Below are 20,618 nucleotides of genomic sequence, written 5' to 3' on the forward strand. Positions count from 1 at the left end.
ATGTCCGTGATTCCAGCGCCGGTTAGCCGGTTTTTTCATCGAACCTCGTCGCCGCCGCATTTTTATGCGTTGGCCGACCGCTTCATTCCGTGGCTGACCGCGATCTTTCTGGTGTTGTTGGGTGCCGGCCTTTACGGTGGCTTGATACTGGCGCCCACGGATTATCAACAAGGCGAGAGTTACCGCATCATGTATATACACGTGCCGGCCGCTTGGATGTCCTTATTCATCTATGTGCTGATGGCGGTCATGGGTGCCATCGCGCTGGTTTGGCGCATGAAATTGGCGGAAGTGATGTTGATCGGCAGCGCGCCGATTGGCGCCGGTTTTACCTTTGTGGCGTTGGTCACCGGCTCGTTGTGGGGCAAACCGATGTGGGGCACCTGGTGGGTTTGGGATGCGCGATTGACGTCGGAGTTGATCCTGCTGTTTCTTTATTTGGGCTTGATCGGCTTGTACGGCGCGATCGAAGACAAACGCAGCGCGGCCCGCGCCGTTTCGATCCTAGCCTTGGTCGGCGTCGTCAATATTCCGATCATTCATTATTCGGTGGAATGGTGGAATACCTTGCACCAACCGGCGACGGTCGGCAAGATGGGTAAACCGTCCATCCATATTTCGATGTTGATTCCGCTGTTACTGATGGCGGTGGCTTTCAAGTTTTATTATCTGATTGCGGTGTTGCAAGCCGCCAAACTCGAATTGCTAAAGCGCGAGCCCAATTCGCAATGGGTTAGGGCCTTGATGGAGAAGCAATCATGACGTTGCAAAGCTTTTTGGAGATGGGCGGTTATGCCTGGTATGTCTGGCCGTCCTACGGCATCACCTTCGTGGTGTTGCTGATCAATGTGTTGTGGCCCATCGTGCAGCGCAAGCAGTTTTTCCGCCAGTTGTGGCTCAAGCAAAAACGCGGTCAACAACGATGAAACCGATTCGAAAACAACGCTTGCTGCTGATCGGTTTGATGTTGGCGGGACTGGGTTTGGCCGCCACTTTCGCGCTGAAAGCCTTCAACGAAAATCTGATGTATTTTTTCTCGACCTCGGACGTCAAGGCCGGCAAGGCGCCGGATAATGCCGCGTTCCGCTTGGGTGGCATGGTGGTCAAGGGCAGCGTCGAACGACCGGGCAAGGATTTGCTGGTGCGCTTCAAACTCAGCGATTTTAGCCAGGAAGTCGTCGTCGAATACAGCGGCATCTTGCCCGACCTGTTTCGGGAAGGGCAGGGCATCGTCGCCAAGGGCCGACTGGACCCGAATGGCGTATTCGTCGCCGAGGAAGTGTTGGCCAAGCACGACGAAAACTATATGCCGCCGGAAGTGGCCGGTAGCTTGAACAAACCGGCGGGGCAACGATGATTCCGGAAATCGGCCATTTTTCATTGATACTGGCGCTGGGCATGGCGATCGTGCTGGGCCTGCTGCCGATTGTCGGCGCCGGCCGTAACATCGCCGGTTGGGTGCATGTCGCCAAACCGGCGGCCTTCGGACAACTGCTGTTCATGGCGTTGGCCTACGCTTGTCTGACTTATAGCTTTGTTGTGCACGATTTTAGCGTCGCCTACGTCGCGCAAAACTCCAATACCGCATTGCCGTTTTTGTACTTGATCTCCGGGGTGTGGGGCGCTCACGAAGGCTCGTTGTTGCTTTGGGCCTTGACCTTGGCGATTTGGACCGGCTTGGTCGCGGCTTTTAGCGCCAAGATTCCCGATACCACGCGCGCTAGGGTGTTGGGCGTGATGGGCTTGGTCAGCATCGGTTTTCTGTTGTTTCTATTGTTGACCTCCAATCCGTTCGACCGGTTGTTCCCGGCCCCGGCCGAAGGCCGCGACCTAAATCCGCTATTGCAGGACCCAGGCTTGGCGGTGCATCCGCCGATGTTGTACATGGGCTATGTCGGTTTCTCGGTGGCGTTTGCGTTTTCGATTGCCGCGTTGTTGGAGGGGCGATTGGACGCCGCCTGGGCGCGTTGGTCGAGGCCGTGGACTAACGTTGCCTGGATGTTTCTGACGCTGGGCATCACCCTGGGCAGTTGGTGGGCCTATTACGAGCTGGGGTGGGGAGGCTGGTGGTTTTGGGACCCGGTCGAGAATGCCTCCTTCATGCCCTGGCTGGTCGGTACCGCGCTGATTCACTCTTTGGCCGCCACCGAAAAACGCGGTGTGTTCAAAACCTGGACTGTGTTGTTGGCGATTTTCGCGTTTTCGTTGAGCTTGCTCGGTACCTTTTTGGTTCGGTCCGGAGTGTTGACCTCGGTGCATGCCTTTGCCAGCGATCCGGCCCGCGGCGTGTTCATTTTGGTGTTTTTGGCGACCGTCGTCGGTGGCTCCTTGTTGTTGTATGCCATCAAGGCCCCCAACGTGAAAAGCTCGGCGAGCTTCGATTGGGTGTCCAGGGAAACCGTGTTGTTGGTCAATAACGTGCTGTTGGTGGTGACCGCAGCCAGCATTCTGCTGGGTACCTTGTATCCGCTGGTGATCGACGCGCTCGGCTTGGGTAAGCTGTCGGTTGGTCCGCCGTATTTCAACGCGGTGTTCATTCCGCTGATGGCGCCGCTAGCATTGGTGGTCGGCTTGGGGGTTTTGCTGCGCTGGAAATCCGACGACTTCAAGAGCTTGACCGTTAAGCTGCGCGGCTTGGCGGCGGCATGTCTGCTATTGGCCGTTGCCGCCCCGCTGGCGATGCCATTCTATTCCTGGGCGGCGGCAGTGGGCAGCGCCCTGGCGCTGTGGACCTTAGCGGTGTCGGGTGCCGCTTTCCAACACCGCATCCAAACCTGGTCCTGGGAGCGTTTGAAACAAATTCCGGCCGGTTTTTACGGCATGACGGTGGCCCATTTGGGTATCGCCGTATTCGCGATCGGCATCACCTATACCTCGGTGTACAGCATCGAACGCGACGTGCGTTTGGCGCCGGAAGAAACCCTGGATTTGTTCGGCTACGTGTTTCAGTTCCATGGGGTCAAACAGACTCAGGGTCCAAATTATCAAGCCGAGCAAGGCTTTCTGACCGTCAGCCACGAAGGCCAAATCGTCGCCGAATTGGCGCCGCAAAAGCGGGTTTATCGTGTCCAAAAAATGCCGATGACCGAAGCCGCAATCGATGCCGGCGTGTTTCGCGATCTGTTCGTCGCGTTGGGCGAGCCCTTGGACCAGCAGGGAGCCTGGAGTTTGCGGGTTTATTATAAGGCCTTCATCCGTTGGATTTGGATGGGCGGCGTGTTAATGGCAGTGGGCGGCTTATTGGCGGCCTGCGACCGTCGCTATCGCATGGCGGGTATCAAGAGTCAGGAGAGCCGATGAAATACGTTTTACCGCTATTGCTGTTCATTGGCTTATCGGTATTTTTGGCGATCGGTTTGAAACTGAATCCTCGGGAAATTCCGTCGCCGCTGATCGACAAACCGGCACCGGCATTCAACTTGCCGGTATTGGCCGAGCCAAGTAAGACCCTGACTCCCAATGATTTGAAAGGCAAGGTTTGGTTGCTGAACGTTTGGGCGTCGTGGTGCATTTCCTGCCGCGAAGAACATCCGCTGCTGGTCGAGCTGGCCAAGCAAAACCGAGTCACGCTGATTGGATTAAATTACAAGGACGAAGCCCAGGCCGCCGGACTTTGGCTGGGCAAACACGGTAACCCTTATAACGCCAGCGTCATGGACAGCGACGGCCGCATCGGCATCGACTACGGCGTTTACGGTGTGCCGGAAACCTTCGTAATCGACAAGCGCGGCGTCGTGAGGCATAAACACACCGGACCGATTCAACCGGCCGATCTCGAACAAGTGTTATTGCCGATGATAGAACGTCTGGAAGGGGAGCCTTCATGAAACGCGCTGCCCTGCTGAGTCTGATGCTGATGGCCTCAACGGCCTTCGCCGCCGTGGAGTATCGGGATTTTTCCCAACCCGAGCAAGAACAGGTCTATCAGACCTTGATTTCGGAATTACGCTGCCTGGTTTGCCAAAATCAAACTATCGCCGATTCCAACGCCGATTTGGCCAAGGATTTGCGCGAACAGGTTTATCAAATGCTGCGCCAGGGTAAATCCCGCGCCGATGTGGTCAATTTCATGACCGAGCGTTACGGCGATTTCGTGATGTACAAACCCGCTTTCAATCTTAAAACCGTATTGCTTTGGCTAGGGCCTGCGTTATTCCTGGGTGGTGGTTTGATCACGGTAATACTGGTGGCGCGCCGCAAGCGGACCGGGCGAGCAACCGAACTTGACGCCGCGCAAAAAGCCCGGTTGCAAAAACTATTGGGCGAGGGCGAAGACGCGTGACGACTGAATTCTGGCTTTGGATAGCCGCGCTTTGCGCCGTGGCGCTAGCGATTTTGCTGCCACCGTTGTTCCGAAGAGCGCCGATTTCATCGGCCGACGGCGCGCAACGCAACACCGACATCGCTCGCCAACAACTGGCCGAACTCAAGCAACAATTGCAAAGCGGCGCGTTGTCCCCGACGCAGTACGAAGCCCAATACAATGATTTGCAGTTGTCCGTGCTCGACACCTTGGACGACCAAGGCCGGGGGGCCGCGATTGGCTCTGCCGGTCGCTGGATTGCCGTGCCGATTGCAATATTGCTGCCGGTGGGCGGCTTGTTGTTGTACGGCATGCTCGGCGAACCCGAGGCGATGAAGAAGGCCGAATGGCAAGCAACCAATCAAAAGCTGGCCGACAACGTGCAGACCATGGTGCAGCGCTTGGTTGATCGCTTGCAACAACATCCGGACGATCTGGAAGGCTGGATGATGCTGGGCCGATCCTTTGTATACATGCAGGAGTATCAAAAAGCGGCCGAGGCCTTCGGCGAGCTTAATCGGCGCAAGCCGGGCGATCCGGCGGTGATGCTGCGCTACGCCGACGCCTTGTCGATGGCCCGCAACGGCCGGCTGAGCGGCGAACCGGCCGACTTGGTCTTCAAGGCCCTGGAGCAAGTCCCGGAAGATCACACCGCGCTGTGGCTGGCCGGGATGGCCAAGGCGGAGGCCGGCGATTTTCGCGGGGCCATCGCTTATTGGCAAAAGCTTTCTAAATTATTGCCGGCCGATGACGAGGCTCAACAACAGTTGGCCAATATGATGCGGATGGCCGAAGCGGAAATGATCAAAGCGCCGCCTTCGAACGCAGCATCCGCGCCGAACGTCGAAATTTCGGTGCGCGCGTCATTGGCGAACGGCCGGACCGCGCCGGCGGACAGCACGGTATTTATCTACGCCCAAGCGGCCAACGGCCCAAAAATGCCGTTGGCTATCGTCCGCAAGCAGGTCGCCGACTTGCCGATTGACGTGGTGTTAAACGACAGCATGGCGATGCAACCGCAATTGCATTTGGCCGACTTTCCGAAATTGCGCATCGTTGCCAGAGTCTCCAAGTCCGGCAATGCGATGCCGGCCGCCGGCGACTTGATCGGCAGCGCCGAACTGAACTTGGCCGATGCCAACCGGCGGGTCAATGTCACCATCGACCAAGAAGTGAAGTAATGGATCAATCCATCCAATTCGACCTGGACCTGATTCACCGCTACGACAAATCCGGTCCGCGCTATACCTCGTATCCGACCGCGTTGGAATTGCACGAGGGTTTTGGCGAGGCGGAATATCGCAAACATATCGAAAAATCCAATGCGGCCGGCGGGCCGTTGTCCTTGTATTTCCATATCCCGTTTTGCGATACGGTGTGTTTTTATTGCGCCTGTAACAAGATTGTGACCAAAAACCGGGCACATTCGGTACCGTATCTGGACAATCTGGTCCGGGAAATCGAAATGCAGGGCGACTTATTCGACGGGTCCCGTCCGGTCAACCAATTGCACTGGGGCGGCGGCACGCCGACCTTTTTGAATTTCGAACAAATGCAACGGTTGATGGACGCGACCCGCCAGCATTTTAATCTGCGTAGCGACGACGGCGGCGAATACTCGATCGAAGTCGACCCGCGCGAAACCAACGATAGAACCATCGCGCAGTTGCGAGAATTAGGTTTTAACCGCATTAGCCTGGGATTACAGGATTTCGACTTGGCGGTCCAAGCCGCGGTCAATCGCTTGCAGAGCAAGGAACAGACCTTTGCGGTCCTGGAAGCGGCTCGGACGGAAGGGTTTCGTTCCACCAACATCGATTTGATCTACGGTTTGCCGTTGCAGACCGAGGCCAGCTTCGCGGATACTTTGGACCAAGTACTGGCTTACGCGCCGGACCGCTTCTCGATCTTCAATTACGCTCACATGCCCAGCCGCTTTAAAACCCAGCGGCAAATCAACGAAGCCGATTTACCGCCGCCATCGGTCAAGCTGGATATTTTGCAAATGATCGGCAGGAAACTAACCGACGCCGGTTACGTATACATCGGCATGGATCATTTCGCCAAGCCAGACGATTTGCTGGCGGTAGCGCAACGCGAAGGCAAGTTGTATCGAAACTTTCAAGGTTACTCGACGCACTCTGACTGCGATCTGATCGGATTCGGTATCACTTCAATCGGCCGGGTCGGCGATGCGTATATCCAGAACGTTAAGGAACTGGACCCATACGCCGGGCGGATTTCCCAAGGCCGGCTAGCGGTGTTTCGCGGCGTCGAATTGGATGACGACGACAAGTTGCGGCGCGCCGTGATCACTCAGTTAATCTGCCACTTCGAATTGTCTTTCGCGGTTATCGAACGGGAATTCTCGATCCGCTTCGCCCATTATTTCGCGCCGGAATTGGAACATTTGCGGGTCATGCAAGGTGACGGGCTGTTGAGTCTCGACGACGCTGGCGTCCAGGTCTTGCCCGCCGGCCGCTTGTTGATTCGGAACATTTGCATGGTATTCGACAAGTACCTTGTCCAAAAACAACAGCAATTTTCCAGGGTAATTTAAGCGCCGCGTCGGGTTGAATCTCGGACTCCACGGCTTGTTTGTGTATGGGGATTTCCGCCGGTCTCGCCTTACCGACAGGGATAGGTGCAATGCAAAAGTTATCCCCGGCTACCCGACCCGTTACTAACTGCGGCAGGTGCCCGCTGACTGAGTTCGCCGCTAATTTTGCCAGCTAGACTTGGGTTTTCGGCTACGCTTGTAGGCCACATACCATTGTAAAAGGAGCTGGAGCGTATGTCGGCACAACCTCTATCGCTGCGTTTCACCGGAAACGGGAGCGAATATTTTCGAATCTGGATCGTCAATCTGTTGCTCAGTATCGTGACCTTGGGTATTTATTCGCCGTGGGCCAAGGTCAGGCGCAACCAGTATTTTTACCGGCATACCTTACTCGCCGACAGCGGCTTCGATTATCACGGCGACCCGAAGTCGATATTGAAGGGTCGAGTAATCGCGGTGCTGCTGTTTGGTTCCTATTCTTTTTTCAGCCGTTTCGACCCGACCATCGCGGCCGTGATTTTTCTGGCGATTTTAGCGGTGCTGCCGTGGTTGCTGGTACGGTCCTTGCGGTTTCGCTTGCATAACACCAGCTATAGGGGTTTGCGGTTCGGTTTTCACGGCCAGACGGGCCCCGCCTATTGGTATCTGTTGGGAGCACCTTTTTTAGGCGGCGCCACGCTGGGCTTGCTCTGGCCGTGGGCGCAACAGCGCATGACGGTTTACACCCGCGATCACAGCAGTTTCGGCTCCGCGCACTTCAAGTTCGAAGCCACTGTCGGGGCGTTCTACAAAATCTATTTCTGGGTGTTCTTGCTGGCGGTGCTGATGTTTGCCGGCGCGGCCGCCGCCACGACGCTGATTTTATCGTCCGGTGCGTTTCCGCTGGAAGGCGGGAGCCAAGCCGGCGTGATTGGCGGCGTCGCGGCAGTGTTGACGTATTTTGGCCTAGTGGTGATTGTCTATCCCTTTGTATCGGCGCGAATGCAAAATCTGATGTGGGGACATACCCGGCTCGGCGCGCACCGCTTCACCGCGCGGGCCAGAGCGCGCGACTTGTTGTGGATCATGATCAGCAATGTGTTGCTGATCGGCTTGTCGCTGGGGCTTTTCAAACCGTTTGCCGATATCCGCCTGGCTCGCTATCGTCTCGAATGCACGAGTTTGTTACCGGGCGGCAGCCTTGCCGAATTCGTTGCCGGACTGCAAAGCCAGGCCGGCGCGGCCGGCGAGGAAATCGCCGATATTTTCGATTTCGATATCGCGTTGTGAAGACGGTCGCCGGCATTTATTTCGACGGCCGGCAGGCGATAGCCCATCGGGTCGTTCTCAGCGTCGAAGCCGGCCGCTTGCAATTGCGAGGCGAAACTGTAAATCGTAGCGAGCCACTCACCGCGCTGAGGATACCGGCACCGCTCGGCCGTTCGCCGCGTTTGATTCTATTCACCGACGGAGCCCGCTGCGAAGTGGAGGATTCGATCGGTTTCGCCGACTTGCTGCCGGAGCGGGCCGGCGGTTGGTTATCAACCTTGGAAAGTCATATCGTCGCGGCGATAACCGCCGTATTGTTATTACTGGGATTGGCGATTGCCGGCTATCGTTGGGGCTTGCCTTATGCGGCCGAGGCAGTCGCGGAAAGGCTGCCAGCCGAGATGTTGACGGAAATGGACCATCAGTTGTTCGCCAGCCTCGACCAAAATTGGTTGCAGCCCAGCGGCGTGCCGGAATCGCGCCGCGCCGACATCCAGGCGAAAGCATTTAGTTTGGCACCGCATGCCGAGGTCCGGCTGGCGTTCCGCGCCAGCCGTCAGCTTGGCGCCAACGCCTTTGCGCTGCCCGGAGGAACGGTGTTGGTGCTGGACGATTTGGTCGGCCTTACAGCCAACGACGACGAGATCGTGGCGGTGCTGGCGCACGAATTCGGCCATGTTCGCGAGAAGCACGCCTTGCGGCAGATGTTACAAGCCACTGTGGTCGGCTTGGCATTGGCGGCCTATCTGGGCGACATCAGTAGTCTATTGGCGGTGGCTCCCGCGGTATTGCTGGAGACCGGATATTCGCGCGATTTCGAGCGTTCCGCCGACCGCTATGCCGCCGATTTGCTGATTAGCCATCACCAATCGCCGACCTTGTTGGCCGATATGCTAGACAAGTTGGACGCTTACTGGCGAGAAAGAGACCGCCTGCAACTTGGTGATCGAATGGGGGAGTTCGGCGAATATTGGTCCACGCATCCCGACAATGCCGAGCGCATCGCTTTTTTGCGGGGGCAGCGCTAGCGAAGCGAATTGGGTTAAAGCCGCTAAGCACGTGGTCACTTGGTTTGCATCGGCAAGCGCCCGGTTAGTGTTTAGTCTGGTAAAAGCATGTCGTGGCTCGTGTTCAGCGAAATCGTCGTTCGTTTGACGTCGAAGGCGTTCTATCCGGACTTTGTGCATCGGTGCTGAAGCACGGTGTCTCAATCGGAATTTATATGGTCGTCGGGCCGCTATCTCGTGATCGGCTGTTTGTAGGTCGATTAACCACTCGATCAAGCCCATGCACCAAAATGCAGCGCGATCTCGATTAGCTTGGTGCGGCCGCTCGCTTTAGAGAGCGGCATTCTGCCAGTATCGGCTAGCGATCGGTTCACCAACGATGTCGGCATAGTACGCCGAAACATGAAGACACTATTTTCAAAGGTCTGGCGACGCCGAGATCGGCCATGATTTGGTCGTCTCGGCTCCGGTAGTCGCGCGGGCCGAAGCCCCGCCAGTTTGTGCCACCGGCGCGTATGCCGCGGGCCGTCGTAGCCCCCTAGGAGTCTGCCAGGACTGCGGTTTCCAATCTATAGGCGCACAGTACCCTCAGTCGTCGCCTCGGTTAAAGGCCCCTTAGCTGCAATTGGTGCGAGTTTTGCTTTCTGATCTGCAGGACGCTAAGATCGGCCTTGGGTTTCAGCGGGTTTGTTGCCCGGTCTGTGCTGACTGCCCGATGTTTGAAATTGATATGATAAACCACGGATTATGCCAAACATGCAATGCTCGACCAGATCCTAAGCAAAATCCGCCTGGAAGGCGATCATGCGCTCGGTCATCACCAGAATGTCGAGTTAAGTAGTGCTTTTCAGGCGATTGTCAGTTTGCCGCACCAGCGCGCGGTAGGTTACGAGGCGTTAATCCGGGGCAGGGCGCTCGACGGAAGTGTCGTGGCGCCTCCGCAACTGTTCGAGAGTGCAAAGTCCTTGCAGGATTTGGTTTATCTGGACCGTTTATGTAGAGCCCTGCATTTGCAGAATTTTAAGCGGGCGGATTCCCGCGACAACTGGTTGTTTCTGAATATTGCGCCCGAAGTCATCGTACACGGCTGGCGTTTCGGTATTTTCTTCGCGGAGTTGCTGAAACTGCTAGAAATTCGGCCCGAGCGGGTCGTGATCGAAATCATGGAAAGTCCGTTGTTGGAAGAGCGGCAATTGAATCGGTCGGTCGATTTTTACCGCGAGTTGGGCTGTTTGATTGCGATTGACGATTTCGGCGCGGGACATTCCAATTTTCAGCGGATCTGGCGCATAAAACCACATATCGTTAAGTTGGACCAGTCGATCGTCCGCCATGCGGTAAATAACCCGGTCGCGCGGCGCATGCTGCCCAATATCGTCGCCACGCTGCACGAAGCCGGAAGTCTGGTGTTGATCGAAGGCGTCGAAACGCATGAGGAAGCGATGATCGCGATGCATGCGAATATCGATTTGGTACAAGGCTATTATTTCGGCACCCCGCGCATGGGGGTGCAAGACGCCGAAGAAGTGCGCCCGGTGGTTGCTGAATTATTCGGCCAGTACGCGCTCGATATTGCCAAGCGGAGCGGTCGTTCGCGTTATCCGCATCATATTCAAGCGATGCTGGTGGCTAAACAGGCTCTACAAACCGGTGCCGAAGATCTCGAGAGTCTTGATTGCATTCGCCAATTGTTGGCGCTACCGGGCGCCGATCGCTGTTATTTATTGGGCAGCGACGGCGTGCAGATCGGCGGTAGCGTGCTTGCCGATCACCGCTACGGGACCGCCTCAGGCCGGTTCGCACCGTTGGCGGCCGGAAATCGGGCGAGTTGGCTACGCCGACCGTATCTTTTACGAGCCTTGCAAGGTTCCGAGGATGTGCATTTGACCCGGCCCTATTTGTCGGTGGCAACCGGACGCTTGTGCGTGACCTTGTCGGTGGCCTATCCGTTCGGCGGATCGCCGCGAATTCTTTGTTACGATCTCGATCACGAAACCCTGGAAGCTGCACCGATCGACGATGCCATGGTTATCGAATCGGCCGCGGCACTTTGAGTCTCGGCGGTTTCGCGTCGTTAATCGAAACTGTGTATGATTGTTTATCCCTTAAATATTGAGTCAGGAGAGTTTGAATGCATAACGTCACGTTGATCAAAGGCGATGGTATCGGTCCCTCGATCATGGAAGCGGCCGTCGCGGTGATTAACGCCGCCGGCGCGAAAATCCATTGGCACGAGGCCGATGCCGGCATGTCGGCCTACGAACGTACCGGTACGCCCCTGCCCGACGCAACGATGGAATCCATAGCGCAAACCAGGGTGGCCTTCAAAGGTCCGTTGACGACGATGGTCGGCGAGGGCTTTCGCAGCATTAACGTCGAATTGCGCAAGCAATACGATCTTTACGCCAACGTGCGACCGGCCAAAAGCTGGCATGGCGTTAAAACCCGCTACGATGATGTCGATATTGTCATCGTGCGGGAAAATACCGAAGGCTTGTACGTGGGCCTGGAGCATTATCTGACGCCGGCCAAGGATATTGCCGAAAGTTTGGCCGTCGTGACCAAAGCGGGGTCAGAGCGGATTGTCGAATATGCCTTCAAATACGCGATCGACAACCATCGTAAGAAGGTCACGGTTTGTCATAAGGCCAATATTTTGAAATTCACCCAAGGCTTATTCTTGAAAACCGCTCGCGAAGTGGCGGCCAAATATCCCAATATAGAGTTCGACGAGAAGATCGTCGATGCGGCCTGCATGCACATGGTCATGAAACCCGAACAGTTCGATGTGGTGGTGACCACCAACATGTTCGGCGACATCCTGTCCGATTTAACCGCCGGTTTGGTGGGTGGTTTGGGGCTCATTCCCGGCGCCAATATCGGCGAGGACGCCGCCCTGTTCGAAGCCGTGCATGGTAGCGCGCCGGACATCGCCGGCAAAAATATCGCCAACCCGACTGCCGTGATGATGGGCGGCGTGATGATGCTGAATCACTTGGGGGAACATGATGCAGCGATCCGCATGCAAAACGCCATTGAAAAAGTCGTGAACGGTGGCGTCTATGTAACCCCGGATTTGAACCCGGGCAGCAAATACGGCACCAAGGAAATGGGGCAGGCCATTGTCGATGCGATGGAGTGATTAATCGGCGACGGAGGCGGATATGAGCGCGCAACCTGAATTTGATAAACCGTGGATGTCCGTTGAGGACTATCTTGCGGCGGAATTGCTCAGCGACACCAAGCATGAGTATGACGACGGGGAAGTCGTGGCGATGTCGGGCGTCAGCAAGAATCACGACAGGATTAAGATGAACTTGTCGCGTATCTTCGGCAACCATTTGCAGGACCAACCCTGCGAGCCGTTTAGCTCCGATGTCAAAGTCAAGATCGGCCAGTATTTGTTCTACCCCGATGCGATGATGGTTTGCGAGGATACCTCGACCCACGACTATTACGCCGAGACTCCGGTATTGGTCGTCGAGGTGTTATCCAAATCCACCCGCCGCCGCGACGAAACCATCAAACGCCGCCTATATCAAACCATTCCGACTTTGCAGGAATACGTGCTGATCGAGCAAGACATCGTCGATGTCGAAGTTTGTCGGCGTAGCGAAGGTTGGGTCTTCAATCACTATTTTCTCGGCGACGACGTGCCTTTCGAATCGATTGGCTTGAACCTCGGCGTCGCCAAAATCTATGCCCGAGTCGACAACGACGACATGCGGACCTTCATCGCCGAGCAAACGCTGGCTCAAGAAAATGCCAACGCCAACGCATCCCAAGCCTAATTTTTTTACCGGAAATCATCATGCTAGAACAATACCGAAAACACGTAGCCGAACGTGCCGCTGAGGGCATCGTTCCCAAACCCTTGGATGCCGAGCAAGTCGCGGCCTTGGTCGAATTATTGAAGCAGCCGCCGGTCGGCGAGGAAAGTTTTTTAATCGACTTGCTGGAAAATAGGATTCCAGCCGGCGTCGACGAAGCGGCTTACGTCAAAGCCGGTTTTTTGACCGCCGTTGCCAAAGGCGAAGCGTCGTCCGCGCTGATTACGCCGGAAAAAGCCACCGAGTTGCTCGGTACCATGCTCGGCGGCTACAACGTCGCGCCGTTGATCGAACTGCTCGATCATACGACGTTGGCGCCGATTGCCGCGAAAGCCTTGTCGCAAATTCTGCTGATTTTCGATGCCTTCCACGATGTGCAGGAAAAAGCCGAAGCCGGCAACGCTTACGCGAAACAAGTGCTGCAATCCTGGGCTGAGGCCGAATGGTTTACCGCCAAGCCGGAAGTGCCGGAAAAACTCACGGTTACCGTGTTCAAGGTTACCGGCGAAACCAATACCGACGATCTGTCGCCCGCCCCGGATGCTTGGTCGAGACCGGACATTCCGTTGCACGCCAAAGCCATGCTGAAAATGCCGCGCGATGGCATCACCAACGCCGAACAGCAAATTACCGAGCTAAAAGCCAAGGGCTTTCCGGTGGCCTATGTCGGCGACGTGGTTGGCACCGGTTCTTCGCGCAAATCCGCCACCAACTCGGTGTTGTGGTTCATGGGTGACGACATTCCGTTCATTCCTAATAAACGCGGCGGCGGCGTCTGTATCGGCGGTAAGATTGCACCCATTTTTTTCAACACCATGGAAGATTCAGGCGCCTTGCCTATCGAATGCGATGTGACCGGCATGGCGATGGGCGATGTGATCGATATTTTTCCTTATCAAGGTGTGGTTAAACGTCACGGCAGCGAAGAAATCATCTGCGAATTTGCGTTAAAAACCGAAGTGATTTTCGACGAAGTCCGTGCCGGCGGTCGTATTCCGTTAATCATCGGTCGCGGCTTGACCGACAAGGCCCGACTAGCCTTGGGCTTGCCGGCATCAACCGTGTTCCGCCGCTTAGGAGAAGCTGCGGACACCGGCAAAGGCTACACGCTGGCGCAAAAAATAGTGGGCAAGGCTTGCGGTGTGGTGGGTGTCAGACCCGGCAGTTACTGCGAACCGAAAATGACCACCGTTGGTTCGCAAGACACCACCGGACCAATGACCCGCGACGAATTGAAAGACTTGGCGTGTCTGGGTTTTTCTGCAGACTTGGTGATGCAGTCCTTCTGCCACACCGCCGCTTATCCCAAACCGGTCGACGTGCAAATGCAGCATACCTTGCCGGATTTTATCATGACCCGTGGTGGGGTATCGCTGCGTCCAGGCGATGGCGTGATTCACTCCTGGCTGAACCGGATGCTGTTGCCCGATACCGTCGGCACGGGCGGTGATTCGCACACTCGATTCCCGATTGGTATCTCGTTTCCCGCGGGTTCCGGTTTGGTGGCGTTTGCGGCTGCGACCGGCGTGATGCCTCTGGATATGCCGGAATCAGTATTGGTGCGCTTCAAAGGCCAAATGCAACCCGGCATTACCTTGCGTGATTTGGTCAACGCGATTCCCTACGCGGCTCTGAAAAGCGGCTCCTTGACCGTGGCCAAACAGGGCAAGAAAAACGTATTTTCCGGCCGAATCCTGGAAATCGAAGGCTTGCCGGATTTGAAAGTCGAGCAAGCATTCGAGCTTTCGGATGCGTCAGCCGAACGTTCTGCCGGCGGTTGCACCATCAAACTCAATGAAGCGCCAATCCGTGAGTATCTGAATTCCAACATCACCTTGCTGAAATGGATGATTGCCGAAGGCTACGGCGATGTACGGACTATCCAACGCCGGATTAAAGCCATGCAGGATTGGTTGGCGAACCCGGTATTGATGGAAGCCGACGAGGACGCCGAATATGCGGAAATTATCGAAATCGATTTGAACGAAATCACCGAGCCGCTATTGGCGTGCCCGAACGATCCGGACGACATCAAGCCCTTGTCGGAAGTAGCTGGGACCAAAATCGATGAAGTCTTCATTGGCTCCTGCATGACCAACATCGGTCATTTCCGCGCTGCCGGTAAATTGCTGGAAAAAGCCGGGGCCTTGCCCACGCGCTTGTGGGTGGCGCCGCCGACTAAGATGGATCAAAACCAGTTAGTGGAGGAGGGCTATTACGGCACTTTCGGTAAAGTCGGCGCGCGTACTGAAATGCCGGGTTGCTCGTTATGCATGGGCAACCAGGCGAGGGTGGCGGAAGGCTCGACTGTCGTTTCAACTTCGACGCGTAATTTCCCCAATCGTTTGGGGAATGGCGCCAATGTCTATTTGTCTTCGGCGGAATTGGCGGCGGTGTGTTCTTTATTGGGGAAAATCCCGACGCCGGAGGAATACATGCAATATGCGGCGTTGATCGACCAAAGCAGCGCCGATACTTATCGGTATCTGAACTTCAATCAAATCGACAGCTATCAAACGAAGGCGGATCAAGTCGCCTAATGGCATTTTCTAAGCGGCGGGGTTACGCCTCATCGCGCCGGTTGTTCGCCGCGAAACCGAGCGGGTAACCGGCCTCAAACACGTCGGGTTGAGCCCGAGGCGGCCGGATGAAGCCTCGTGTGTCAGGCCCGCGCATTTTCGACAAACCCTGCTAGGATTATCGGCTGGGTCGTCGCGCGCGGTGGGGGCAAGATTGGAAGAAGATATAACAGCTGAATTGTCGGTTCTGGAGAGCCATTTGGATGGCATGCTGAATCGCGTTCAACATAACAGTCTGACTCTGAAGCGCCTGCAGGCTTTCGAAATGCGTTTGTTGGCGCTGAACACCCTGGCGGAGATGATTGAATTCATCATAGACGAGACCCGCTTGTTTTTTAATCTCGATGCGGTTTGCTTGTCCTTGATCGACGCCCAAGGCGAAATTGCCAGTTGTCTCGAGGCAGATCACTATGCGTTTCGCGAGCGGCCCGATTTGGTGCTGTTGGAGCAAGACGGGGTATTTCTACAAAGTTTCGGTACGGCCGGCCAGCCATTGGTGGGTATCCATCGCGATGAGCGCTGGAGCCGCTTCTTTCCAGGCGTCGAGAAACAGCCGGCTTCGGTTGTGATCATCCCGCTAATCCGCCGCGGCAAAATTCTGGGTTCATTAAATTTGGGCAGCCACCAGCGCGACCGTTTTATCAACGGCATGGCGACCGACTTTATCGAGCACATTGCATCCGTGATCGGGATTTGTCTCGAAAACAACTTGAATGTCGAGACAATGCGTCGCACCAGCTTGATAGACCCGCTGACCGGCGTCAATAACCGGCGCTTTCTGGAACAGCGCATCGTCGAGGAATTGGACCGAAGTCAACGCAGCCGTGAACCCCTGTCCTGTCTGTTTCTGGATATCGACTATTTCAAACGAATTAACGACGGCTTCGGTCATCAAGCCGGCGATCAAGTGCTCTCGTTGGTGGCGTGTACGATCAAACGGCAGCTACGTAGCAACGATGTACTGGTCCGATACGGCGGCGAAGAATTCGTCGCACTGTTGTCGCAGGCGGACGAAACGATGAACGGTGAGATTGCCGAGCGGATCCGCATCGGCATTTCCGATTTGACGATCAAATACGCCGATCAAGTTATTCCGGTCACAATCTCGATCGGTGCCGCCACCTACCACCCTAACCTCAGCCGGAAATTGGCGGTGCCTCAAATCGCGCTGGAACTGGTGCAAGCGGCGGATGTAGCCTTGTACGAGGCCAAGCGTAGCGGCAGAAACCGGGTTGAAAACGCCGGGTTGGTGCTGGAGCCGAGGGCTGTTCAGTCGTAACCGTTGGGGTTTTGTGTTTGCCAATGCCAGGTATCGGCCAGCATCCGGGCCAACTCTCGCTCGGCCTTCCAGCCAATTTTTTCGGCGGCCAGGCCGGGGTCCGCGTAACAGGCCGCCACGTCGCCGGGCCGGCGCGGCGCAATACGGTAGGGTACGGCTTGTCCGGTGACTTCAATAAAGGTTTCGATCATCTGTAAGACGCTGTAACCGTTACCGGTGCCGAGATTGATGGCGTCGCACACGCTATCCTTGGCATCCTGTTTTAGAAGGTATTCCAAGGCCTTGATGTGGCCGACCGCCAAATCGACCACGTGGATGTAGTCGCGGACGCCGGTGCCGTCCGGCGTCGAATAGTCGTTGCCGAATACCGACAGCATCGGTAATTTGCCGATCGCGACTTGCGACAGGAAGGGCATCAAATTATTGGGGATGCCGTTCGGGTCTTCGCCGATGAGCCCGCTGGCGTGCGCGCCGATCGGGTTGAAGTAGCGCAATATCGTGATTTGCCAAGGTGTGGCGCTATGGCTCAGCGGATCGGACTGGCTAAGGTCGCGCAGGATTTCTTCGATAAACAGTTTGGTGCGGCCGTAAGGGTTGGTGGCTTGCAGCGGAAAATGTTCCAGAATAGGCACGCTGTGCGGATCGCCGTAAACGGTGGCCGAAGAGCTGAACACCAGGCGTTTGATCCCGAACTCCGCCATCGTCTCCAGCAGTACCAAGGTGCCGTAAATATTGTTGTGATAGTAGTTCAGCGGCATCTGGCAGGATTCGCCGACCGCTTTCAGTCCCGCGAAATGCACGACGGCGGCAATGTTGTGCTGGACCATGATGGCTTGCAACGCCGCTTTGTCGGTAATGTCGGCTTGATGAAAAGCTATTGTTTTGCCGGTGATACGTTCTACCCGGCGAATGGCTTCGATTTTGCTGTTGCTGAGATTGTCGACGACGACAACATCGAATCCTGCGTGTAACAGCTCGACGCAAGTATGGCTGCCGATATATCCAGCGCCGCCGGTGACCAAAATGGTTGGGTTCATGTCCGGATTTCCGTTGGGTTAACGTTCGAGTATGTCCAGTCCGGCGCCGTAGGCAACGACGGCCGATTGGTCGGTGCCAACGTCGCCGCAAGCGCTAGCGGCCGGCAGTGGGTTAGTATCGCGGGTCAGGCCGGCAAAGTCGAATAGGCCGGCGTCGAGCATTTGCGATGGCGCAATATTTTGCAGCCCGGCGAAAATGGTTTCGATACGACCGGGAAACTGCTTATCCCAACCGTTCAGCATCACCTTCATGGCTTTGCGTTGCAGGTTTTCCTGGGAGCCGCACAAATTGCACGGAATGATCGGAAATTGCTTGAAGGCCGCGAAGCGATTGATGTCTTTTTCCCGGCAGTAGGCTAACGGCCGAATCACGATGTTCTGTTTGTCGTCGCTGAGCAATTTCGGCGGCATTGCCTTCAGTTTGCCTGCATAAAACAAATTCAGGAAGAAGGTTTCGACGATGTCGTCTCGGTGGTGACCCAGCGCGATTTTGGTGACCCGATGTTCTCTGGCAAAGCCGTACAGTGTGCCGCGCCGCAGCCTTGAACACAGACTGCAGGTGGTTTGGCCTTCCGGAATGATGCGTTTGACGATGCTGTAGGTATCGTGCTCGATGATATGAAACGGCACGCCGATAGATCTCAGGTATTCCGGCAATACGTGTTCCGGAAACCCGGGCTGCTTTTGATCCAAATTGACGGCCAGTATGTCGAAATCCACCGGCGCGGTCTTTTGTAAGTTCAGCAGAATGTCCAGCATCGTGTAGGAGTCCTTGCCGCCGGACAGGCAAACCATGACTTTGTCGCCATGCTCGATCATATTGAAGTCGGCGATAGCCTCGCCGACGCTACGGCGCAAACGCTTCTGCAGTTTGTTGAATTGGGTACGGGATTTTTGGCTGGAATCGGACATGGGCGCTAGGCGAGCGGCTAAAGCAAGGCTTCAGCCGCTTAAGGATTTAGCCGTTGAAACGTTGGAAGATCAGCGTGGCATTGGTGCCGCCGAAGCCGAAACTATTGGACATCACGGTGTTCAAGCTGACGTTGTCCCGGTATTCGCGAACGATGGGAATGCCCGCCGCGCCAGGGTCGAGTTGGGTAATGTTGGCCGATGCGCTCAAGAAACGTTCCTGCATCATCAGCAACGAATAAATGGCTTCATTGACGCCGGCCGCGCCCAAGGCATGGCCGGTCAGTGATTTGGTGGAACTCACCGGCGGCACCGAATCGGCGCCGAACACCGCGCGCATCGCTTCCAGTTCGCGGGTATCGCCCACCGGCGTACTGGTGCCGTGCGCATTGATGTAGTCGATATTGCCGTCAACGGTCGCCAACGCCATTTGCATGCAGCGCACCGCGCCTTCGCCGGACGGCTGCACCATGTCGTAACCGTCGGACGTGGCGCCGTAGCCGACCAGTTCCGCGTAAATTTTCGCGCCGCGCGCCTTGGCATGTTCCAGTTCCTCGACAACCAGTACGCCGCCGCCGCCGGAAATCACGAAGCCGTCGCGGGTTTCGTCGTAAGGTCTAGACGCGCTTTCCGGCGTATCGTTGTATTTGGAGGATAGGGCACCCATCGCGTCGAACAAGACCGACATAGACCAATGCAACTCCTCGCCGCCGCCGGCGAATACAACGTCTTGCTTGCCGAGTTGGATCAACTCCATCGCATGACCGATACAGTGGGCGCTGGTCGCGCAGGCCGAGCTGATCGTGTAATTGACGCCCTTGATTTTGAACGGCGTGGCCAGACAAGCGGTATTCGTGCTGGACATCGCGCGAGTCACCATATACGGACCGACTTTCTTGACGCCCTTGGAGCGTAGTATGTCGGCCGCATCGACCAAGTTCGACGTAGACGGTCCACCGGAACCCATCACCAGACCGGTGCGGACATTGGACACTTCGTCGTCGGCCAGACCGGAGTCGGCAATGGCTTGTTCCATCGCCAAATAATTGTAAGCCGCACCATCGCCCATGAAGCGTTTGACTTTGCGGTCTATCGCTTCGTCGAGGTTGATCTTGATCGGACCGTGGATTTGGCTGCGAAAGCCCAGTTCACGATAATCTTCGCAAAAACCAATGCCGGAACGCCCCTGGCGGAGCGACTCGACCACTTCGTCGCGATTATTGCCAATGCTGGAAACGATGCCCAGACCGGTTACTACTGCTCGTCTCATGGCTAGACCTTCTTCAGAAATCCTGGGTGGAGGTAAACAGACCGACTCTCAGGTCGGTGGCTTCATAAATTTGCTTGCCGTCGACTTCCATCACCGCGTCGGCAATGCCCATGACCAGTTTGCGCAAGATCACCCGTTTCAAATCGATTTTATAAGTGACTTTTTTCGCGCTGGGCAAGACTTGGCCGGTGAACTTGACTTCGCCGCAGCCTAACGCCCGACCTTTACCTGGTCCGCCCATCCAACACAAATAAAAGCCAACCAATTGCCACATCGCATCTAAACCCAGGCAGCCGGGCATCACCGGGTCACCTTGAAAATGACAGGCAAAAAACCAAAGATCGGGGGTAATGTCCAATTCGGCAATGATTTCGCCCTTGCCATATTTACCGCCTTCGTCGGAGATGTGGACAATTCGATCCATCATCAGCATATTGGGAAGCGGTAGCTGCGCGTTTTCCGGGCCGTAGAGCTCGCCCCGACCGGACATCAACAATTCTTCGCGCGTAAAACTGTGCGGCTTCTCCATTCAATACTTACCTGATAAATTGGGTTCAAAACACCCGACATTATCCAATAATTAGCCTAAAAAATCA

Annotated in this window: 19 protein-coding genes; 15 read left to right on the plus strand and 4 right to left on the minus strand. The window is 55.9% G+C overall.

Annotation, left to right across the window (positions count from 1 at the left end; all coding sequences use genetic code 11):
- The 15 genes from ACQE3E_RS11445 (at position 1) to ACQE3E_RS11515 (ending at position 16,806) form a co-directional block, all read left to right on the plus strand.
- Complete coding sequence (locus ACQE3E_RS11445) at positions 1-762, plus strand: heme ABC transporter permease (RefSeq protein ID WP_168030926.1); 762 nt, start codon at positions 1-3, stop codon at positions 760-762.
- Positions 759-926: a heme exporter protein CcmD gene (ccmD, locus tag ACQE3E_RS11450; protein WP_168030924.1), complete on the plus strand. Its 168-nt coding sequence runs from the start codon at positions 759-761 to the stop codon at positions 924-926. Before ACQE3E_RS11445 ends, ccmD begins: the two co-directional genes overlap by 4 nt.
- A complete protein-coding gene (gene ccmE / locus ACQE3E_RS11455) occupies positions 923-1,357 on the plus strand; it encodes a cytochrome c maturation protein CcmE (RefSeq protein ID WP_313727882.1) in 435 nt (144 codons plus the stop codon). Before ccmD ends, ccmE begins: the two co-directional genes overlap by 4 nt.
- Positions 1,354-3,300 (plus strand): heme lyase CcmF/NrfE family subunit, encoded by a 1,947-nt coding sequence (locus ACQE3E_RS11460; protein ID WP_168030920.1) that lies wholly within the window; start codon positions 1,354-1,356, stop codon positions 3,298-3,300. The genes ccmE and ACQE3E_RS11460 overlap by 4 nt, the downstream gene beginning before the upstream one ends.
- Entirely contained in the window at positions 3,297-3,827 is a 531-nt protein-coding gene (locus ACQE3E_RS11465; protein WP_313727881.1) for a DsbE family thiol:disulfide interchange protein, read from the plus strand. The genes ACQE3E_RS11460 and ACQE3E_RS11465 overlap by 4 nt, the downstream gene beginning before the upstream one ends.
- Positions 3,824-4,282, plus strand: a complete 459-nt coding sequence (locus ACQE3E_RS11470) for a cytochrome c-type biogenesis protein (RefSeq protein ID WP_168030916.1) — start codon at positions 3,824-3,826, stop codon at positions 4,280-4,282. The genes ACQE3E_RS11465 and ACQE3E_RS11470 overlap by 4 nt, the downstream gene beginning before the upstream one ends.
- Positions 4,279-5,484: a c-type cytochrome biogenesis protein CcmI gene (gene ccmI / locus ACQE3E_RS11475; RefSeq protein ID WP_313727880.1), complete on the plus strand. Its 1,206-nt coding sequence runs from the start codon at positions 4,279-4,281 to the stop codon at positions 5,482-5,484. The genes ACQE3E_RS11470 and ccmI overlap by 4 nt, the downstream gene beginning before the upstream one ends.
- Positions 5,484-6,863 (plus strand): oxygen-independent coproporphyrinogen III oxidase, encoded by a 1,380-nt coding sequence (gene hemN, locus ACQE3E_RS11480; RefSeq protein WP_313727879.1) that lies wholly within the window; start codon positions 5,484-5,486, stop codon positions 6,861-6,863. The genes ccmI and hemN overlap by 1 nt, the downstream gene beginning before the upstream one ends.
- Positions 6,864-7,097: 234 nt before the next feature.
- Entirely contained in the window at positions 7,098-8,132 is a 1,035-nt protein-coding gene (locus tag ACQE3E_RS11485; protein WP_313727878.1) for a YjgN family protein, read from the plus strand.
- Entirely contained in the window at positions 8,129-9,139 is a 1,011-nt protein-coding gene (locus ACQE3E_RS11490; protein WP_313727877.1) for a M48 family metallopeptidase, read from the plus strand. Before ACQE3E_RS11485 ends, ACQE3E_RS11490 begins: the two co-directional genes overlap by 4 nt.
- A 740-nt stretch (positions 9,140-9,879) precedes the next feature.
- Entirely contained in the window at positions 9,880-11,172 is a 1,293-nt protein-coding gene (locus ACQE3E_RS11495) for a sensor domain-containing phosphodiesterase (protein ID WP_313727876.1), read from the plus strand.
- Between the two features lie 77 nt (positions 11,173-11,249).
- A complete protein-coding gene (locus ACQE3E_RS11500; RefSeq protein ID WP_168030904.1) occupies positions 11,250-12,260 on the plus strand; it encodes an isocitrate/isopropylmalate family dehydrogenase in 1,011 nt (336 codons plus the stop codon).
- A gap of 22 nt (positions 12,261-12,282) precedes the next feature.
- Complete coding sequence (locus ACQE3E_RS11505) at positions 12,283-12,909, plus strand: Uma2 family endonuclease (RefSeq protein ID WP_313727874.1); 627 nt, start codon at positions 12,283-12,285, stop codon at positions 12,907-12,909.
- A 20-nt stretch (positions 12,910-12,929) separates the two neighbouring features.
- Entirely contained in the window at positions 12,930-15,488 is a 2,559-nt protein-coding gene (acnB, locus tag ACQE3E_RS11510; protein ID WP_313727873.1) for a bifunctional aconitate hydratase 2/2-methylisocitrate dehydratase, read from the plus strand.
- Between the two features lie 193 nt (positions 15,489-15,681).
- A complete protein-coding gene (locus tag ACQE3E_RS11515; RefSeq protein WP_168030898.1) occupies positions 15,682-16,806 on the plus strand; it encodes a GGDEF domain-containing protein in 1,125 nt (374 codons plus the stop codon).
- On the opposite strand, the gene galE is transcribed toward ACQE3E_RS11515, so the two are convergent.
- The 4 genes from galE to fabA are packed head-to-tail and all read right to left on the minus strand — an operon-like array spanning position 16,797 to position 20,551.
- The gene (galE, locus tag ACQE3E_RS11520) at positions 16,797-17,843 is read right to left on the minus strand and encodes a UDP-glucose 4-epimerase GalE (RefSeq protein WP_313727872.1); all 1,047 of its coding nucleotides are present in this window, start codon (positions 17,841-17,843) and stop codon (positions 16,797-16,799) included. The genes ACQE3E_RS11515 and galE overlap by 10 nt on opposite strands.
- Before the next feature lie 18 nt (positions 17,844-17,861).
- Positions 17,862-18,755 (minus strand): tRNA 2-thiocytidine(32) synthetase TtcA, encoded by an 894-nt coding sequence (gene ttcA, locus ACQE3E_RS11525; protein ID WP_313727871.1) that lies wholly within the window; start codon positions 18,753-18,755, stop codon positions 17,862-17,864.
- Between the two features lie 46 nt (positions 18,756-18,801).
- A complete protein-coding gene (gene fabB, locus ACQE3E_RS11530; protein ID WP_168030892.1) occupies positions 18,802-20,022 on the minus strand; it encodes a beta-ketoacyl-ACP synthase I in 1,221 nt (406 codons plus the stop codon).
- 13 nt (positions 20,023-20,035) lie between these two features.
- Entirely contained in the window at positions 20,036-20,551 is a 516-nt protein-coding gene (gene fabA, locus ACQE3E_RS11535; protein WP_064027660.1) for a 3-hydroxyacyl-[acyl-carrier-protein] dehydratase FabA, read from the minus strand.
- Positions 20,552-20,618: the final 67 nt, after the last annotated feature.

Source organism: Methylomonas sp. MED-D, assembly GCF_050276835.1.
GTDB lineage: Bacteria > Pseudomonadota > Gammaproteobacteria > Methylococcales > Methylomonadaceae > Methylomonas > Methylomonas koyamae_A.

Bases quoted from the DNA above. Each gene is read 5' to 3' on its own strand.
- ACQE3E_RS11445 (WP_168030926.1), top strand. From the start codon at position 1: ATGTCCGTGATTCCAGCGCCGGTTAGCCGGTTTTTTCATCGAACCTCG.
- ACQE3E_RS11500 (WP_168030904.1), top strand. From the start codon at position 11,250: ATGCATAACGTCACGTTGATCAAAGGCGATGGTATCGGTCCCTCGATC.
- ACQE3E_RS11460 (WP_168030920.1), top strand. From the start codon at position 1,354: ATGATTCCGGAAATCGGCCATTTTTCATTGATACTGGCGCTGGGCATG.
- ttcA (WP_313727871.1), bottom strand. From the start codon at position 18,755: ATGTCCGATTCCAGCCAAAAATCCCGTACCCAATTCAACAAACTGCAG.
- acnB (WP_313727873.1), top strand. From the start codon at position 12,930: ATGCTAGAACAATACCGAAAACACGTAGCCGAACGTGCCGCTGAGGGC.
- galE (WP_313727872.1), bottom strand. From the start codon at position 17,843: ATGAACCCAACCATTTTGGTCACCGGCGGCGCTGGATATATCGGCAGC.
- fabA (WP_064027660.1), bottom strand. From the start codon at position 20,551: ATGGAGAAGCCGCACAGTTTTACGCGCGAAGAATTGTTGATGTCCGGT.
- ACQE3E_RS11505 (WP_313727874.1), top strand. From the start codon at position 12,283: ATGAGCGCGCAACCTGAATTTGATAAACCGTGGATGTCCGTTGAGGAC.
- fabB (WP_168030892.1), bottom strand. From the start codon at position 20,022: ATGAGACGAGCAGTAGTAACCGGTCTGGGCATCGTTTCCAGCATTGGC.
- ACQE3E_RS11470 (WP_168030916.1), top strand. From the start codon at position 3,824: ATGAAACGCGCTGCCCTGCTGAGTCTGATGCTGATGGCCTCAACGGCC.
- ACQE3E_RS11465 (WP_313727881.1), top strand. From the start codon at position 3,297: ATGAAATACGTTTTACCGCTATTGCTGTTCATTGGCTTATCGGTATTT.
- hemN (WP_313727879.1), top strand. From the start codon at position 5,484: ATGGATCAATCCATCCAATTCGACCTGGACCTGATTCACCGCTACGAC.
- ACQE3E_RS11495 (WP_313727876.1), top strand. From the start codon at position 9,880: ATGCTCGACCAGATCCTAAGCAAAATCCGCCTGGAAGGCGATCATGCG.
- ACQE3E_RS11485 (WP_313727878.1), top strand. From the start codon at position 7,098: ATGTCGGCACAACCTCTATCGCTGCGTTTCACCGGAAACGGGAGCGAA.
- ccmE (WP_313727882.1), top strand. From the start codon at position 923: ATGAAACCGATTCGAAAACAACGCTTGCTGCTGATCGGTTTGATGTTG.
- ccmD (WP_168030924.1), top strand. From the start codon at position 759: ATGACGTTGCAAAGCTTTTTGGAGATGGGCGGTTATGCCTGGTATGTC.